We start from the raw sequence: 17,601 nt of genomic DNA, 5'->3' as shown, positions 1-17,601 counted from the left end.
CAGCTGCTTGTAAAAGCAACTGCCTCTTTTATAAAATTCTATCATTATGGTTGTTGTTCCCCGGCTTGCTGTGCTTGTTCGGCTGCCGCCTGTTGAGCAGCAAGAGCGGCCTGCTGAGCAGCGATATTACGCTGTTGTATTTCGGCCCGCTGCTGTTCGATAATCTCTTCGTGTCCGGGTGTAGCGAAGAACTCGGCAGTATGAGGACAGAGATTGCTCTGATTAGCGGGAACAGTCACGGTAGATACGCTGCCATCAGGATTGGTAACCTGTGCGGTAGTGGAAGAGCCGCCCTGTAAGGAGACATCCTCTACCGGAATGAGCTCCAGAACGCCTTCTACCTTAAACGGACAGAATTCTGTTGCCGGTAAGGAGCTATACTGACAGATAGCGCCCTGATAATGGACATTGCAGCTATCGGTAGGAACTGTTCCATCAGCGAAGTATTCTGTAGTCAATGTGGCATCACACAACCCGGGTATCGGTAACTTGCCTGATCTGGAGCATACGGTTGCTGTTACGATACCGGCAGGAACAGGGAAGGATTCATTCGGTAAATCTGCATGAATCTGAGACATAGCCGTTCTCCAAAGCTTCTTGGCGAGATTTTTTTCTTCACCGGTAAGTTTTGTATTATTGTCATAGCCTGCCCATGTGGTAGCGGTATAGTAAGGTGTATAGCCTGCGAACCATACATCGTTGTAGTCGGAAGTAGTTCCCGTCTTACCGGCAATTGCCATACCGCCGAAATTAACGGAGCCGCCGGTTCCCTTTGTTACAACGTCTACCATAGCGTCTGTCAGGAGGAAAGCTGTCGTTTCCTTAATAACCTGTTTTGACTCTGGATGTGTATTATCCAGAATTACGTTACCGTCATGATCGACTACCGTATTATATAATCTGGGTTTCACATAAGTGCCGTGATTAGCAATCGTAGCATAAGCGGCATTTAATTCTTCATTGGTGACACCTCTCGTAATACCGCCGAGGGCTAATGATTGCACGATATCCGATTTGGTTTCTCCGCCAATCACTTCATTTTCAACGAGTGTTGTAAAACCGAAATTCTGCAGATAGTCAAAGCCGAGTCTCGGTGTAATCTGAGTGAGCGTTTTAACCGCTATGATATTGAGGGAATCTTGAATACCGAGACGTAAGGAGCAAAGTCCGCGATAAGCTTCTCCGTACCAGTTTCTTACAGGTGTTCCGTCCCCATAGTTAAATGGTGCATCGTTATAAACACTTGCCAGAGTAAGACCGGCACTATCCAAAGCGGGCGCATAGGTGGATACTATTTTGAAGGTGGAACCGGGCTGTCTTACCGTATCGGTAGCTCGATTTAATGTTCGGCTTCCTTCTTTGGCACCGCGTCCGCCTACTAAAGCCACGACTGCTCCGCTGCTTTGATCTTCTACAGTGAATGATACCTGAGGCTGAGGAGTAAGATTGATCTTCTCCGCATATACTTCATCGCCGTCTTCCATAACAGCATTCTGATATTCTTCGATGGCGGCCATAGCATCCTCCTGAGAGGAGTAAATCAAGTTGAACTTCAAATTCGATTCTTTGAAATAAGCTTTGAACATTTCGGTACTGTAGTTTTCCGTATCCCCATTTTTCTTCTGTACGGTCAACTCATAATTTAAATACCATTTAACGTTCTCGGGATAGTTCTCGGGATTGCTGAAAACCTCGTCGCAAATTGCCTGAACATCAGGATCTTGCGTGGAGTAAATCTTAAGACCACCGGTATAGAGAAGAGTATTAGCCTGTGTTTCATTGTAACCGGCAGCTATCAAGTCCTCTAATACATCATCCACTAATGCATCCACAAAGTATGTATTGATGGAGGAGTTCTCTATCTCCTTGTTAGTGGTCTGTATCCGGGAGTAGACATCGTCAGCCATCGCCGTGTCAAGTTCTTCATTGGTGATATATCCTTGCTTGAACATATAATTTAATATTTTTTCTCGTCTTTCCGCATTCTTATCCGGATGGGAAATAGGATTTAAGCGGCTCGGATTCTGAGTAATGCTCGCGATGACCGCACATTCGGATAAAGTCAGTTCGCTGACTGATTTGTTGAAGTAACGCTGAGAAGCAGCCTGCACACCGAGGGTATTTTGTCCTAAGTTAATCGTATTCATATAATTTAAGATAATATCATCCTTGGTGGAGATCTTCTCAAGTTCCAAAGCGAGATACTGCTCCTGCAGCTTACGTTCTACCTTTTCCATAAAGCCATCTTCCGATACCCAGTCAGTAAATACGTTGTTTTTTAATAACTGTTGGGTGATGGTGCTGGCGCCTTCGGAGAAATTACCGGAAGTGATGCCGATGACTCCGGCACGGATGATTCCTTGAAGGTCGATACCATTGTGTTCATAAAAGCGTTCATCCTCTACCGCTACAAAGGCATGGGGGAGATATTCCGGAATCATATCCATGGTAACAGGAATACGATTGGAGTTCGCGGAAACCAATTTAGCAGTTTGAGAACCGTCAATATCATATACGAAGGTGGAAAACCCGGTCGGCTGCACATTAATATTGCCGATGTCGGGAGCACTGTCGATGATTCCCCGGAATAAACCGAAGACTGCACTGGCGCCAATAACAGCCGTTGCGATGACAGCAATAATGATTACATTAAAAAATGTAAGTGCAAATTTTCTTCCCCACTTCGCAGATGTAGAATGGAGTGCCTTTTGCTTGTTTCTGACACCCTTTTTTCCATAGTTCATGAATTTTGCCTCCTTGAAGTGTGCATAATAAGCACAACTAACATTACGATTATAGCAAAGTCTTCCAGTGAAATAAAGTTTTTTCGTTAATTAATTCGTTTATATTAAGAATTGTTCACAATTGGATACACTTTTATTCCGTTTTATGATAAAATGTAAATCGTGTTTTTACGAATCATCTGATTGTGGAGCGAAGGATTTATGATGGAAAAGGAACAGCTTTTTTTACCATATAAAGTATTGAAAGAAGGGGGACGCGGTGAAATTGTGGAGAAAAAGTCCAGGTTTATCGCAACGCTTACTCCCGTGGAATCGGAAGAAGAGGCTGCAGCCTTTGTTGAAGAGATGAAGAAAAAATATTGGGATGCCAGGCATAACTGTTCCGCATTTGTACTCGGAGAGCGAGCTCAGATTACAAGGTGCAGCGATGATGGTGAACCTGGCGGGACGGCAGGAAAGCCGATGTTGGAGGTCCTCCTTTCCTCGGAGATACGCAATGTGGCAGCAGTGGTAACCCGGTATTTCGGCGGAACATTGCTGGGTACAGGCGGACTCGTAAGGGCCTATACTCAAGCGCTGCAGGCGGGTTTGGCAGCCTCCCGTATCGTTACGATGCGTTATGGAGTACGCCTGATGCTTGTGACCGACTATAATGGAATTGGGAAGATACAGTACTTATTATCACAGAGGAACCTTGCTATAGATTCCAGTGAATACACGGATATTGTCCGATTAATTCTTACCGTTCCTTATGAGGAAAAGGAAGAAGTATGCAAGGAACTGATTGAGAGCACATCGGGAAAAGTGAAAATAGAGGAGTTGGAAAAATTTTATTTTGTCAGTGGTTGACAAATTAAGAGATATAATTATACTCAAAGTAGTAAGTTTATTTATCGACAACGGATGTCGAAAAAGCAATGTTAGGAAAGGTGGTGGTTTTTATGAAGTCAAGTCGAAGTTCAACAAGTTCGGATATACCTCTCCCGAGGCGGAGCATAAAAATCACATATGGAGGAACATTGCTATGGAAGAAATCAAAGATTTAGATGTTATTAAAGAATTATTGGAAACCAAGCAGTATACTAGGCTCCGCCAGAAGCTTTCGGATATTAACATAGCGGATATCGCAATTCTTATTGAAGAGCTCGGAAGAGAGGAGCTGCTTAAGATATTCCGCATTCTTCCCAAGAGTATAGCGGCGGATGTATTTTCTTATCTGGAAGTAGATAATCAGCAATATATTATTACATCGTTATCCGACAAGGAAGCGGCGAATATTATCGATAATCTGATGGCCGATGATGCTACTGACCTCTTAGAGGAGATGCCGGCCAATATGGTAAAGCGTATGCTTTCCCATGCGAGTGCTGAGACGAGGCGGGACATCAATCATCTGCTTCGTTACCCGGATTCTTCCGCCGGAAGTATTATGACGGTGGAATACGTAGATTTAAAGGAAACCATGACGGTGGAAGATGCAATACAACGAATCCGTCAGATAGGAGTAGACAGCGAAACTATCAATATATGCTATGTACTTGATCCGAAGAGAACGTTAGTAGGTACGGTAGCGCTTCGTTACCTGCTAATAAGTCCCCCTGATGCGATCATCGGAGATATTATGCATGAAAATGTTATATATCTTCATACGCTGATGGATCAGGAAGAAGTAGCGAGACAATTTCAAAAATACGATTTTTCATCGATGCCGGTAGTGGATAATGAAGGCAGACTTGTGGGTATCGTTACGGTAGACGACGTTGTGGATATTTTGCAGGAAGAAGCGACGGAAGATATTGAGAAAATGGCGGCTATCGTGCCGAGTGACAGGCCCTATATGAAAACAGGAGTTTTCGAAACTTGGAAAAAGAGGATTCCCTGGCTGTTGCTCCTTATGATTTCTGCTACTTTTACAGGAAGTATTATCACGTCCTTTGAAACGGCGCTCAGTGCCGTTCCCATGCTTACTGTGTTTATTCCGATGTTGATGAGTACCAGCGGAAATGCAGGAGGTCAGGTCAGCGCTACGGTTATCCGGGGAATATCTTCCGGGGAAATCAGTTACCGGGACGTCTTTAAGATTATATGGAAGGAGCTTCGTGTGGCATTAGCCTGCGGAATTACATTAGCAGCAGCATATTTTGTTAAGTTGTTGCTATTTGACAAGTCAGGGTTCGATGTGGCCTTGGTTATTTGTCTGACTTTAATTGCAGAGGTATCTATCGCCAAGGTGATAGGCTGTACGCTACCGCTGTTGGCAAAGAGGGTAGGGATTGATCCGGCGGTTATGGCTAGCCCGTTTATCAGTACGGTACTCGATGCGCTTTCGCTTATGATTTATTTTACCATTGCGACACATATATTACATCTTGGTTAATACTCAGAACAAAAGTGTGCTTCGTCCACTCTCGTGATTTAAATATTTTGCGGCACAGCTTTTGTTCCGCGCGCGTAGCTGCGCATCCTACACGGAGTGCTATTATATATGGGGCGCGACCCATAATATAATAGGGTGAACGCCCTCAGGAGCAGTTCACCCTATTACTTACTTTCTATCTATTATCTAAGTCATATTATGACTTATTCATATTATAATCTATTGATCTAATATCTTCACGATCCGGTATTACCGATTCCGTCATTTTCAATCAATCTGAGCACACTATTTGTTTGATGCACGTTTTCTCATAGTGGGGTCTAATATTTTCTTTCTGATTCGCAGAGATTCAGGAGTAACTTCCAAAAGCTCATCCGTATCGATAAATTCAAGTGCCTGTTCCAAGCTAAGAACTTTAGGAGGGCTAAGCCTTAGAGCTTCATCAGCGCTGGAAGAGCGCGTATTTGTAAGCTGTTTCTTCTTGCAGACATTCAGTTCAATATCTTCACCGCGGCCGTTCTGACCGATGACCATACCTGCATAAACCTTTTCGCCGGGACCGATGAATAGGGTACCCCGCTCTTGTGCATTGTAAAGGCCATAAGTGATGGCTTCGCCTGTTTCGAAAGCGATGAGAGAACCTTGTTTTCTATACTGAATATCTCCTTTATAAGGGCCATAGCCGCTGAAGGTACTATTCATAATACCGTTACCTTTTGTATCTGTCATGAATTCGCCGCGGTATCCAATAAGTCCACGTGCCGGAATGGAGAATTCCAGCCTGCTGTAACCGCCGGAAGCCATACCCATCGTAATTAGTTCTCCTTTTCTCTGGCTCAGCTTTTCGATGACCGTACCGGAGAACTCCTCGGGAACATCTACATAAGCGAGTTCCATGGGCTCGAGTTTCTTGCCGTCTTCATCGGTCTTATATAATACTTCCGCTTTGCTCACCGCGAATTCAAAGCCTTCTCTACGCATATTCTCGATAAGTACGGAGAGGTGAAGCTCACCGCGCCCTGATACCTTGAAACTTTCCGTTGTGGCAGTATCCTCTACCCGAAGAGAGACATCGGTATTTAACTCACGGAAAAGGCGGTCGCGCAGATGGCGGCTTGTAACATATTTTCCTTCTCGTCCGGCGAGGGGAGAGTCGTTAACAATAAAATGCATAGCAATAGTAGGTTCCGATATTTTCTGGAAGGTAATAGGAGTGGGGGATTCCGGAGAACAAAGAGTATCTCCGATGTGGATATCCGCAATGCCGGAGATAGCAACGATAGAGCCGATTCCGGATTCCTTTACCTCTACTTTATTAAGTCCATCGAATTCGTATAGTTTGCTTATTTTTACTTTTCTTTGCTTTTCGGGATCATGATGGTTCACAATAACCACTTCCTGATTGATTTTTACACAACCATTATCCACCTTGCCCACACCGATACGGCCTACATATTCATTATAGTCTATAGTACTGATCAGCACCTGTGTGCCTGCATCAGGATCACCGGAGGGTGCAGGAATATAGTCTAATATGGTTTCGAACAAGGGAACCATATCAGAGCCTTTGGCATCGATATCCGTGGAAGCGATACCTGTTTTCGCAGAAGCGAAGATGAAAGGGCAGTCGAGTTGTTCTTCGTTAGCGTCCAGATCTATGAAAAGTTCTAACACTTCGTCGATAACTTCGCGTGGCCTTGCTTCCGGACGGTCAATTTTATTGATGCATACGATGACGGGGAGCTGTAGTTCCAATGCCTTTTTCAGAACGAATTTTGTCTGAGGCATAGCGCCTTCGAAGGCATCGACTACGAGAACAACGCCGTTTACCATCTTAAGAACTCGTTCCACTTCGCCGCCGAAATCAGCATGTCCGGGAGTGTCGATAATATTTATCTTCGTACTTTTGTATGTGACTGCCGTATTCTTAGCGAGAATTGTAATACCTCGCTCGCGTTCGATATCGTTAGAATCCATTACGCGTTCGGTAACGGCCTGGTTTTCACGGAATACACCGCTTTGCTTTAGAAGTTCATCCACTAAAGTAGTCTTGCCATGGTCAACGTGGGCGATAATGGCAATGTTTCTTACATCGTCTCTATTTTGCTTCATAGTTACTCCTCAATTAACTTTTTCAAAATGTGATTAATTTTATCATGTTTTTAAATTTATAAAACTTGTTCAGTATATCATTGTATATGATAAGTTGCAAGAAATAATCGTGTAAAAACAAGGAATGTGCATCTTTAGTATGCGAAAATACGGGAAAAAGAAATATGATTTATAGTGAAAATGGTGGTGCTGCGCGGTGCCTTACAGTTCTTTTTTGTGAAAAATGCGATATATTAGTATTAATTACGGGAAAAAATTCTTAAAAGTGTAAGAAGGGAGAACAAAAATGACAGATAAAGTAATTGAAAACAACCAGGTGGTAATCATGGGGGAAATAGTGAGTGATTTCATTTTCAGCCACGAAATATTCGGAGAGGGATTCTATATGGTAGATGTCCGTGTGGAGAGGCTGAGCGAATCGATGGATAATATTCCTCTTATGGTATCGGAACGTCTCATCGATGTGGATGGGGATTATAAAGGAATGTATATCATAGTAAATGGACAGTTCCGCTCCTATAACCGGCATGAAGAGAGAAAGAATAAGCTGGTGCTTTCCGTATTTGCAAGAGAAATAGAGTTCGTAGATGAAATTGGAGAAAGTACGAAGTCGAATCAAATTTATTTAGATGGTTATATTTGTAAGGAGCCGATTTATAGAAAGACCCCTTTGGGAAGAGAAATAGCCGACCTCCTTCTTGCGGTGAACAGGCCTTATGGAAAATCAGATTACATACCGTGCATCTGCTGGGGAAGAAATGCCAGATTTGCAAGCGGATTCGAAGTAGGTGCAAGATGTGCTGTCTGGGGCAGGATCCAGAGCAGAGAATATATGAAAAAGTTATCCGAAGAGCAGTTGGAAAGAAGGGTTGCTTATGAAGTATCAGTAAGCAAATTAGAGTTAATAGAAGATTAATAGTTGATTTCCACAAGTTTGTGTGATATTATATGCCATACATTGTTACATATTGCATAAGAAAAGGTTATATATCCTGATTTGGAGATAGGAGCCGGATATGAGAAAAGGAACAATACATATTTACAGCGGCGACGGGCATGGAAAGTCACCAGCCGCCTTAGGCAGAGCGGTACAAATGGCATGTCACGGCAAAAAAGTGGTGATTATCCAGTTTTTGAAAGGAAAGGGGTTGGAGGATTCCGATTTTCTTCGAAGGCTTGAACCCGAGATGAAGCTATTTCGCTTTGAAAAGTCAGATGAGAATTTCGCAGAACTTAGCACAGAACAAAAGGCAGAGGAAATTGGAAACATTAAGAACGGATTGAACTATGCCAAGAAGGTGCTGTCCACAGGAGAGTGTGATTTGCTTATTTTGGACGAAGTGCTGGGGCTGATAGATAATAATATTATAACGGTAGATGAACTTAAGAATCTGCTGGAAGCGAGGGCCAACGAAGAGACGGACATCATTATAACGGGAATCACTTTAAATGATGATGTTTGTGTATTTGCGGACGAAGTGACCAAGATGGAAACTATGAAATTTAAAGTATGGTAAAGAATTCTCTGAAAAGTTTTCTATGGAAAGTGTTCTGCGAAAACGAACATTGACAGTTAAACCGTACAGTGATATGATAATTTTATAAGATTAAAAGGTAGAGGTTGCGTATTTTATAAGTAATTTTTTGGATGTGGCAGGCACAGGAGAAGAAAAATGAAAGGAAAAGACGCCGAAAGAGCGGGATACTATGCGGTCACGTTCTTGGGCATACAGCGAATAACTGTATGACTGTCATCGGTATGATGGGGCGCTATCTGAGATTATGGACATTGGGAGAGTAAGCATAAGTACTTTTCCGGATATTAAGTAATCATAAGCCGGCGCATATTGTGTCGGCTTTCCGTTTTTTATTCTATAAGGAATCTACAAGAGATTTCTCATGCGGGGAGCCAAGAGGCCAGACCTATCGGTGAGCCTTTTATATATAAGGAGGAAAAGAAATGGCTGTTTTTACAGGAGCAGGCGTAGCGATTGTTACACCTTTTAAAGCAAATGGAGAAGTTAACTATGAAAAGTTCGGGGAACTGTTAGAGTTTCAGATAAAGGGCGGAACGGATGCGATTATCGTATGCGGAACGACAGGAGAGGCATCCACCCTTACTCATGAGGAACACTTGGAAGTCATCAAATATTGTGTGGAAAAGGTAAACGGAAGAATCCCGGTAATTGCGGGAACCGGATCTAACTGTACGGAGACTGCAATTTATCTTTCGACAGAGGCGGAGAAACATGGGGTAGACGGCCTTTTAACGGTAACTCCTTATTACAATAAAGCAACGCAAAAGGGACTATTTGCTCATTTTAAAGCGATTGCTGATTCTGTAAAGCTTCCGATCATTCTTTATAATGTACCGAGCCGTACAGGGTGCAATATTTTACCGGAGACGATAGTGAAGCTTTGCACAGAGGTGGAAAACATTGTAGGAGTAAAGGAAGCCAGCGGTAATATTTCTCAGGTAGTGAAGTTAATGTCCCTGGCTGAGGGAAAAGTAGATTTGTATTCGGGCAACGATGACCAGATATTCTCGCTGCTTACGCTTGGGGGAAAAGGAGTAATCTCCGTTCTTTCCAATGTAGCACCGAAGGAAACTCATGATATTTGTGAGAAGTTCTTCGCAGGGGATATGGAAGGGAGCAGAGATATTCAGCTAAGAGCTATCGAGTTATGTGATGCTTTGTTCTGTGAAGTGAACCCGATTCCTGTGAAAAAAGGTCTTAACTTGATGAATATGGAAGCAGGACCGCTTCGAATGCCCCTGACCGAGATGGAGGAAGCGAACGCGGTAAAGCTGGAAAAAGCGATGAAAGATTTCGGTATTTTATAATAGCGAGGCTTGATGGAATAAAGAAAGGTATACGATATGACAAAAGTGATAATGCACGGCTGTAACGGTAAAATGGGAAGAACCATAACGGAAATCATTGCTGTGGACGAAGATATCGAAATTGTGGCGGGTGTGGATGCATATGATGAAGGGAAAAATGAATATCCGGTATTTAAGAGCATAGAATTATGCGATGTAGAAGCGGATGTAATCATTGACTTCAGTAACGCCAAAGCGATAGATGTGCTTCTTTCCTATTGCCAGGAGAAGAAGGTGCCTTGTGTGCTCTGTACGACGGGACTTTCCGAACAACAGTTGGGTAAGGTAGAAGAGGTCGCGAAGGAAACAGCAATTTTAAAATCGGCAAATATGTCGCTGGGAGTCAATATGCTGCTTAAGCTTATTAAAGAAGCTGCCGGTATCTTGGCTCCGGCGGGTTTTGATATTGAAATTGTGGAAAAGCATCATAGCCTGAAAGTGGACGCTCCGAGCGGTACGGCACTTGCCCTTGCCGATTCCATTAATGAGGAGTTAGAAGGCGAATACGAATATGTTTATGACAGAAGCAGCCGCAGGGAGAGCCGCCCTCGGAAGGAAATAGGTATCTCGGCAGTAAGGGGTGGAACGATTGTAGGAGACCATGATGTGATTTTCGCAGGAACGGATGAGGTTATTACCTTCTCACATACAGCGTATTCCAAGGCTGTATTTGCAAAAGGTGCAGTACAAGCTTCAAAATTTCTCGCAGGGAAGAAAGCCGGCTTATATAATATGAGCGATGTGATTGAAGAAGGCTAAAACATATATAAAAAAGATATAAAATAATAAATAAAGAAATAGAGGGCAGATTGAGAGAAAGAAACTGCCGGAACAGGGGTTGCAATGAACGATTTGGAATTAAAATATTTACGAAGTCTGTCGCACCAATATCCGACGATTGCGGCGGCATCTACGGAGATTATTAATTTACAGGCAATTCTTAACCTGCCAAAGGGAACGGAGCATTTTCTGACGGACATTCACGGGGAGTGTGAGCAGTTCAACCATGTACTCAAGAATGGTTCGGGATCTGTCAAAAGAAAAATCGATGAGGAATTCGGAAATACGCTGAGCAGCAAAGATAAAAAGAGTCTTGCCACCTTGATTTATTATCCGAAAGAAAAGTTAGATATTGTGCTTCAGGAGGAGCCTAATATTGAGGATTGGTATAAGATAACGCTCTATCGGCTCGTTCAAATGACCAAGAGGGTATCTTCGAAATATACCCGTTCCAAAGTGAGGAAGGCTCTGCCGAAGGATTTCGCTTATATTATTGAAGAGCTTATTACCGAGAAGGCGGATATACAAGATAAGGAAGCCTACTATAATGAGATTATCCATACGATTATCAAGATTGATAGGGCTCAGGAGTTTATTATTGCGCTTAGTAATCTTATTCAGAGAATGGTTATCGATCATCTTCACATTGTAGGTGATATTTTCGATAGAGGTCCGGGACCTCATATTATTCTGGATACCCTAAGTAAGTATCATTCGGTAGATATTCAGTGGGGAAATCATGATATTGTATGGATGGGTGCGGCAGCAGGACATTTGGCATGCATCGCTAATGTTATTCGTATGTCGGCGCGCTATGGCAATCTTGATACACTGGAAGAGGGATATGGTATTAACCTGATTCCTCTAGCGGCTTTTGCATTGGAGACATATACGGATGTAAACTGTGATGTTTTTTCTATAAAATATAATACGGATTATAATACAAAAGATCTGAGTATGGATATGAAGATGCATAAGGCTATTTCCATTATTCAGTTCAAACTAGAGGGTAATCTCATTATGAGGAGACCGGAATTCCAGATGGCAGATCGGTTGCTTCTGGATAAGATTAATTATGAAGATAAGACTGTGACGATAGACGGGAAGGCCTATGAGATGATCGATGTGGAGTTCCCTACTGTGAATCCGGATAATCCTTATGCGTTAACACCGGAAGAAGAGCAGGTTATGGAACGTCTGCGGCAAGCTTTTGTGAACTGTGAGAAGCTGCAGCGGCATGTTCGGTTTTTATTTTCCCAAGGTGGACTTTATAAGGTTTACAACTCTAATTTGTTATACCATGGCTGTATGCCTATGGACGATAACGGCAATTTCAGTGAGATAACGGTCGATGGCACGAAATATAGCGGTAAGGCCTTATATGATGTTCTCGATCATTATGCGAGAAAAGGGTATTATTCCAAGAATAGCCCCGGAGAAATGCAAAAAGGACAGGACATGATATGGTATATCTGGGGCGGTCCGATGTCGCCGGTATTCGGCAAAGATAAAATGGCTACCTTTGAGCGGTATTTTGTAAAAGACAAGACAACACATGCAGAAATTAAAAACGGTTACTATAGACTGTTGGATGACGAAAATGTCATCAATAAAATATTGACTGAATTCGGTCTCGATACGGTGAATTCCCACATTGTGAACGGACATGTCCCGGTAGAATTGAAGAAGGGAGAATCTCCGGTTAAATGTAATGGTAAACTTCTTATTATAGATGGCGGATTCTCGAGGGCATATCAAGGAAAAACAGGAATTGCAGGATATACCTTGGTTGCAAATTCCCATGGAATGCGTCTGGTAGCTCATGAGCCTTTCGAATCGACAGAGTCGGCAATCTTACATGAATCGGATATTTTTTCGGATTCCTTTATTCTGGAGACGAGTCAGAGGAGAATCAGTGTAGCGGATACGGATGTTGGAGTAGAACTAAAAGAGAGTATTCATCAGCTCGAAGAGCTTTTAAGAGCATATAGAGACGGAATTATTACTGAAAAAGCATTATAGGGAGACGTTAAAGTCCCCCTATTTTAAGTGGCAGTGCTATTAAGGATTAGTTTTTGTATTGCCAACTACGTCATCAGCAATATTAGATACGCCATCAGCAACATCATCTACGACATCGCCAACTGCATTTCCGGCATCTTCTAATACAGAACCGGTATTTGTATTGTTGTCGTCAAGGTTATCGGTCGTGTTACCTACGCCATCACCGACTCCATTTGTTGCATTGTCCGCACCGTTTACATCGTTATTTAAACTATCATTTGCGGTGTCTGTGGTATCTGTAGTGTTTGTAGTATCTGTGGTGTTCGTGGTACCGGTTGTATTGTTTGTATTAGTGGTGCCAAGACCAGTGCCGTTATCGGTACCATTTGTAGTAGTACCGGTAGTGGTTCCCGTATCGTTCTTCGTGTCGGTTGTCGTTCTGTTACCGCAGGCAGTAACAAGACCGAGCATGAGCACAATAAGAGAGACCGATATCAGCTTTTTACTGTTTTTCATAATATTCCCTCCATCTTATCAAGTTAAAACATATCGCACCCATATGCACACAGCAGGCGGGTGTTCCTTATGTATTATGTTCAAAGAGACAAAAAATATACGGAGGCCGGCAATAAAAATGGAGTTTAGACCTTGTATCGATATTCATAACGGAAAAGTAAAACAAATTATAGGCGGAAGCTTAAAAGATGAAGGTGATGCCGCCAGTGAAAATTATGTGTCCGAATTGGATGCAGCTTTTTATGCAAATTTATATAAAAAGCACCAATTGAAAGGCGGACATATCATTCTTTTGAACGCTGTATCCAGCAATTTTTTCAAAGAAACGAAGGAACAGGCAATAAAAGCCCTTAATGCATATCCGGAGAACCTTCAGATAGGCGGAGGAATTACAGCGGATAATGCGGAGGAATATTTAGAACACGGTGCTTCGCATGTGATTGTAACTTCCTATGTCTTTAGGGATGGAAGTATAAAATATGAAAATTTGGAGAAATTAGTTTCCAAAGTGGGAAAGGAAAAAATTGTTTTAGATTTAAGTTGTCGCAAAAAGGATGACCGTTATTATATTGTGACCGATCGATGGCAAAATTATACGAAGGTAGAGTTATCTCTTGAGATGCTTGATGAGTTTTCCAATTATTGTGATGAATTTTTAATTCATGCCGTGGATGTGGAAGGAAAAGCGGAAGGAATTGAGGAAGAATTGGCCGGACTGCTTGGAGGCTGGGGGAAGATTCCTGTCACCTATGCAGGAGGTGTTCATAATTTTTCTGATTTGAAGAAACTGAGGGAGCTTGGCAAGGGAAGAGTGAATGTAACGATAGGAAGTGCTCTTGATCTATTTGGAGGCAGTATGAAGTGGGAAGAAGTGCTTACATATATAAAAGAACAAAAATAAAAGAACAAAAAAAGAACCTATCTGATGCAGATAGGTTCTTTCCTTAATCCGTTACCAAAACTGTTACCATATTACAAATTCTAAATAAAAGCCATTATTAAACGATTGCTATTATTAACAATTTTAATAAAGTATATTATTTATATATGAAAAGGCACATGTTGATACTGATTAAAGCTTGTTATATTAGCGAAGTGCTAATTATAACCTAGTTACGTTAACAGCCTGGGGACCTTTTTCGCCGTTGATTACTTCGAACTGAACTGCAGCGCCTTCGTCAAGAGACTTGAAGCCGTCCATGTTAAGTCCTGAGTAATGTACGAATACATCATTTCCCTGCTCATCAGAGATGAAGCCATAACCTTTTTGGTTGTTAAACCATTTTACTGTACCTTTGTTCATTTGAGATACCTCCACAAAATAAATATATCGTATACCATTACACGACACCCATAGAATATCATATATAAACGAAAAAGTAAATGAAAATGTGAATAAAAATGAAATAAAAATAAAAAGATTGAAATGTCAAATAATTATGCAGATAGTGCAAATACAATATTAGAAACACATGATATTCTTAACAAAGGATTTAACAATAGTTAATCCAAATGTAAAATTCCCCTTTTACATGGAAAAGGCACTTGCTTTTAGTAAGTGTCTTTTTTGCTGTCCATGCTATGGGAAACGGAAATATCAATCATAGATAATCGGTAGAAAAGGATAGGGCTGTAATTATGGAAGGTGACGTAAGAAGGAAGAAGATAATTGAGATATTACATGAGGAATCGTTGCCCGTGTCAGGAACGGAACTGGCAGGAATACTGGGTGTGAGCAGACAGGTAATTGTTCAGGATATCGCTTTATTGCGCGCCACGGATAAGAATATACTTTCCACGAATAAAGGTTATATTTTATTTGTGGAAGTATCGGATGATAATATAAAAAAAAGGACGTTCAAAGTAAAACACAAGGATGAAGAAATTCTGGATGAACTGAATACTATCGTTGATTGCGGAGGAAGGATTCTGGATGTCGTAGTTGAACACGATATTTATGGACAAATTGCAGTCGATTTAATTATAAACAGTAGGGCAGATGCGGAAGCTTTTGTACAACAAGTAGAAAAATATGAGACGAAACCTCTGAATAAACTTACAGGTGGAGTGCATTTTCATACGGTGGAAGCGGGTGATGAAGAGATTCTTAACAGAATCGGAGAGGAACTTGAGAAAAAAGGATACTTGATTAATTAATGAAGATATGTTATTCTTGCCCTTGACTGACAAGACAGGTGACAATACATATAGAGTCAGGGTGGAGGAATAATGGAAAAATTAAAGAAAGTATTAAATGAAATCTTTATTGAAGGAATGAGCGGAATGGCATCGGGGTTATTTGCTACACTTATTATCGGAACGATTATTCAGCAGATAGGGAATATAATTCCGGGAAGTATTGGAGAATATCTATTTCTCATGGGTAAGGTGGCAGCAGCGCTGACAGGAGCGGGTATCGGGTGCGGTGCGGCTGTTAGGCTAAAGTCCAGTCCGCTCGTCATCCTATCGACTGCAGTGGCAGGTATGATCGGAGCATTTGCAGCCAAAATCATAGAAGGAAGTGCTTTCACAGATGGTGTGATTCATTTTGCAGGGCCTGGGGAACCTTTAGGCGCATTTATTGCGGCTACCGTAGCAATTTATATTGGGCGCCTTGTAGCAGGAAAGACAAAAGTGGATATTCTTGTGACTCCTTTTGCATGTATCATATCCGGAGGGACGGTAGGATTATTGATAGGACCTTCGATTTCTGCTTTTATGATGTGGCTCGGATCCCTTGTTAATTGGGGAACCGTTCAATCGCCTTTCTTAATGGGAATCATTGTATCAGTATTGATGGGAATTATTCTTACTCTTCCCATCAGCTCCGCAGCACTTGGAATTATTCTCGGCTTGGATGGAATTGCGGCCGGAGCGGCTGTTGTAGGCTGCTGTGCTAATATGGTAGGCTTTGCAGTAGCATCATTTAGGGAAAATAAAACAAACGGTCTGTTGGCACAGGGACTTGGAACGAGCATGTTACAAATGGGAAACATTGTAAAAAAGCCGGTGATATGGCTTCCGGCTATTATTACCAGTGCTATTTTGGGTCCGATTTCAACGATGGGATTCGCAATGGTGAACAACCCGACTGGTTCAGGAATGGGTACTGCAGGTCTGGTAGGCCAGATTAATGCTTATCAGGCGATGATACAAACCGGAATGGCTCCTGGCGTTATTCTATATCAGGTTATATTGATGCACTTTGTACTACCGGCCGTCTTATCTTTCCTCATTTCTGAATTCATGCGCAAAAAAGGATGGATTAATGATGGGGATATGAAGCTGAATGTGTAGAAATATAAGGATTTACAATTAATTTTCATGATAAAGTTGTGTTTATAAGGTCACCTATGGTAAAATATGTAAAGTTTACTGGAGGTGACTTTTATTATGAATCTCAAAATGAGAAGAAGTAAGACAAGCTATACCATTATGATAGTCTCCGATTCCGCGAAAAATTATAGGAAGCAATTCCACATCAAGGCAGGAGCAGTTGGTGCAGTTACAGGAATTATTTTCGCAGCGGTAGTGCTTATTATCTGTTATATGGTATATAGCTCCATTACGCTCTCTGACTCCGTAGAGCGTACAAAGAAGCAGATGGAACAGATTAATTTATTAAAGGAAGAAAAGGCACAGCTTGAAACTTCAAATGAAGAGTTGATACAGAAGGTGGCAATCTTAAGCGAGACGGTGAATCAAAAGGTGGAGGCAGAGCAAGCCTTAGCAGCACAGCAGGAAGAGAGTCATCTTCCCAAAGGATTTCCCTTGAGCGGCTCAGCACAGATTAAGAGCGAAGGGGTAGAAGAAACTCGTGAAGATGGAGAGGAAGATCAAGCGGCGGAGCAGGAAACGGCCGCAGCCGTTGAGAATACGGATAGAAAAGAAGTGGTATTTACTGCAGCCACAGGAGCCAAAGTAATTGCTTCCGGAGCAGGGAATGTGATTGAGGTAATTGCGGATATAGAGTACGGCAATTCAATTAGCATTGATCACGGCAACGGATATGTTACAATATATCGCAATGGAGGCAACCCGCTGGTAAAGGTTGGCGATGAAGTGATGAGAGGTGCTATATTGTATGTAATATCAGAGGGAAATGTAGATATGGGATACAGTATCAAACAGGAAAATACATATATTGATCCAATGGAAATGATTGAAATTAATGGTTAGGAGGA

15 protein-coding genes and 1 riboswitch are annotated in these 17,601 nt (G+C 42.0%); of the genes, 11 read left to right on the top strand and 4 right to left on the bottom strand.

Translation table 11 applies throughout. The features are described 5' to 3' along the window. Window positions 1-44: 44 nt before the first annotated feature. Window positions 45-2,744 carry a transglycosylase domain-containing protein gene (locus RBB56_RS02160; RefSeq protein WP_306720772.1) on the bottom strand — a complete coding sequence of 900 codons (2,700 nt, stop codon included), beginning with the start codon at window positions 2,742-2,744 and terminating at the stop codon, window positions 45-47. Between the two features lie 204 nt (window positions 2,745-2,948). Between RBB56_RS02160 and RBB56_RS02155 the strand changes: the two genes are divergently transcribed. Both RBB56_RS02155 and mgtE read left to right on the top strand, forming a co-directional pair. Further along, complete coding sequence (locus RBB56_RS02155) at window positions 2,949-3,593, top strand: YigZ family protein (RefSeq protein ID WP_442905441.1); 645 nt, start codon at window positions 2,949-2,951, stop codon at window positions 3,591-3,593. 175 nt (window positions 3,594-3,768) lie between these two features. Next, window positions 3,769-5,121 (top strand): magnesium transporter, encoded by a 1,353-nt coding sequence (mgtE, locus tag RBB56_RS02150; protein WP_306720770.1) that lies wholly within the window; start codon window positions 3,769-3,771, stop codon window positions 5,119-5,121. Between the two features lie 285 nt (window positions 5,122-5,406). Here the strand turns inward: mgtE and typA are convergent, their stop codons facing one another. Further along, entirely contained in the window at window positions 5,407-7,233 is a 1,827-nt protein-coding gene (gene typA / locus RBB56_RS02145) for a translational GTPase TypA (protein WP_306720769.1), read from the bottom strand. 286 nt (window positions 7,234-7,519) lie between these two features. Between typA and RBB56_RS02140 the strand changes: the two genes are divergently transcribed. The 5 genes from RBB56_RS02140 (at window position 7,520) to RBB56_RS02120 (ending at window position 12,919) form a co-directional block, all read left to right on the top strand. Further along, the gene (locus RBB56_RS02140) at window positions 7,520-8,149 is read left to right on the top strand and encodes a single-stranded DNA-binding protein (protein WP_306720768.1); all 630 of its coding nucleotides are present in this window, start codon (window positions 7,520-7,522) and stop codon (window positions 8,147-8,149) included. A gap of 100 nt (window positions 8,150-8,249) precedes the next feature. Then, window positions 8,250-8,750 carry a cob(I)yrinic acid a,c-diamide adenosyltransferase gene (locus RBB56_RS02135; protein WP_306720767.1) on the top strand — a complete coding sequence of 167 codons (501 nt, stop codon included), beginning with the start codon at window positions 8,250-8,252 and terminating at the stop codon, window positions 8,748-8,750. 90 nt (window positions 8,751-8,840) lie between these two features. After that, window positions 8,841-9,014, top strand: a riboswitch (Lysine riboswitch). 179 nt (window positions 9,015-9,193) lie between these two features. Then, window positions 9,194-10,078, top strand: coding sequence for a 4-hydroxy-tetrahydrodipicolinate synthase (gene dapA, locus RBB56_RS02130; RefSeq protein ID WP_306720766.1), 885 nt, complete (start codon window positions 9,194-9,196; stop codon window positions 10,076-10,078). A gap of 36 nt (window positions 10,079-10,114) precedes the next feature. Then, complete coding sequence (dapB, locus tag RBB56_RS02125; RefSeq protein ID WP_306720765.1) at window positions 10,115-10,876, top strand: 4-hydroxy-tetrahydrodipicolinate reductase; 762 nt, start codon at window positions 10,115-10,117, stop codon at window positions 10,874-10,876. An 84-nt stretch (window positions 10,877-10,960) separates the two neighbouring features. Beyond that, complete coding sequence (locus RBB56_RS02120; protein ID WP_306720764.1) at window positions 10,961-12,919, top strand: fructose-1,6-bisphosphatase; 1,959 nt, start codon at window positions 10,961-10,963, stop codon at window positions 12,917-12,919. A 39-nt stretch (window positions 12,920-12,958) separates the two neighbouring features. Here RBB56_RS02120 and RBB56_RS02115 read toward each other — a convergent pair whose 3' ends face one another. Next, complete coding sequence (locus RBB56_RS02115) at window positions 12,959-13,378, bottom strand: hypothetical protein (protein ID WP_306720763.1); 420 nt, start codon at window positions 13,376-13,378, stop codon at window positions 12,959-12,961. 157 nt (window positions 13,379-13,535) lie between these two features. Here RBB56_RS02115 and hisA point away from each other — a divergent pair, with 157 nt between their 5' ends. Continuing rightward, entirely contained in the window at window positions 13,536-14,318 is a 783-nt protein-coding gene (gene hisA / locus RBB56_RS02110) for a phosphoribosylformimino-5-aminoimidazole carboxamide ribotide isomerase (protein ID WP_306720762.1), read from the top strand. A 201-nt stretch (window positions 14,319-14,519) separates the two neighbouring features. Here the strand turns inward: hisA and RBB56_RS02105 are convergent, their stop codons facing one another. Further along, on the bottom strand, window positions 14,520-14,720 hold the full coding sequence (locus RBB56_RS02105; protein WP_306720761.1) for a cold-shock protein: 201 nt from the start codon (window positions 14,718-14,720) through the stop codon (window positions 14,520-14,522). A gap of 335 nt (window positions 14,721-15,055) precedes the next feature. Here RBB56_RS02105 and RBB56_RS02100 point away from each other — a divergent pair, with 335 nt between their 5' ends. The 3 genes from RBB56_RS02100 (at window position 15,056) to RBB56_RS02090 (ending at window position 17,596) form a co-directional block, all read left to right on the top strand. After that, window positions 15,056-15,574, top strand: coding sequence for a transcription repressor NadR (locus RBB56_RS02100; RefSeq protein ID WP_306720760.1), 519 nt, complete (start codon window positions 15,056-15,058; stop codon window positions 15,572-15,574). 72 nt (window positions 15,575-15,646) lie between these two features. Then, window positions 15,647-16,714 carry a PTS transporter subunit IIC gene (locus RBB56_RS02095; protein ID WP_306720759.1) on the top strand — a complete coding sequence of 356 codons (1,068 nt, stop codon included), beginning with the start codon at window positions 15,647-15,649 and terminating at the stop codon, window positions 16,712-16,714. A 96-nt stretch (window positions 16,715-16,810) separates the two neighbouring features. After that, complete coding sequence (locus RBB56_RS02090; RefSeq protein ID WP_306720758.1) at window positions 16,811-17,596, top strand: M23 family metallopeptidase; 786 nt, start codon at window positions 16,811-16,813, stop codon at window positions 17,594-17,596. Window positions 17,597-17,601: the final 5 nt, after the last annotated feature.

This window comes from Kineothrix sp. MB12-C1, from assembly GCF_030863805.1.
In the GTDB taxonomy this organism is placed as follows: Bacteria; Bacillota; Clostridia; order Lachnospirales; family Lachnospiraceae; genus Kineothrix.
Note: the sequence above shows the minus strand (reverse complement) of the source record. Positions and strands in the feature narration are given on the sequence as shown.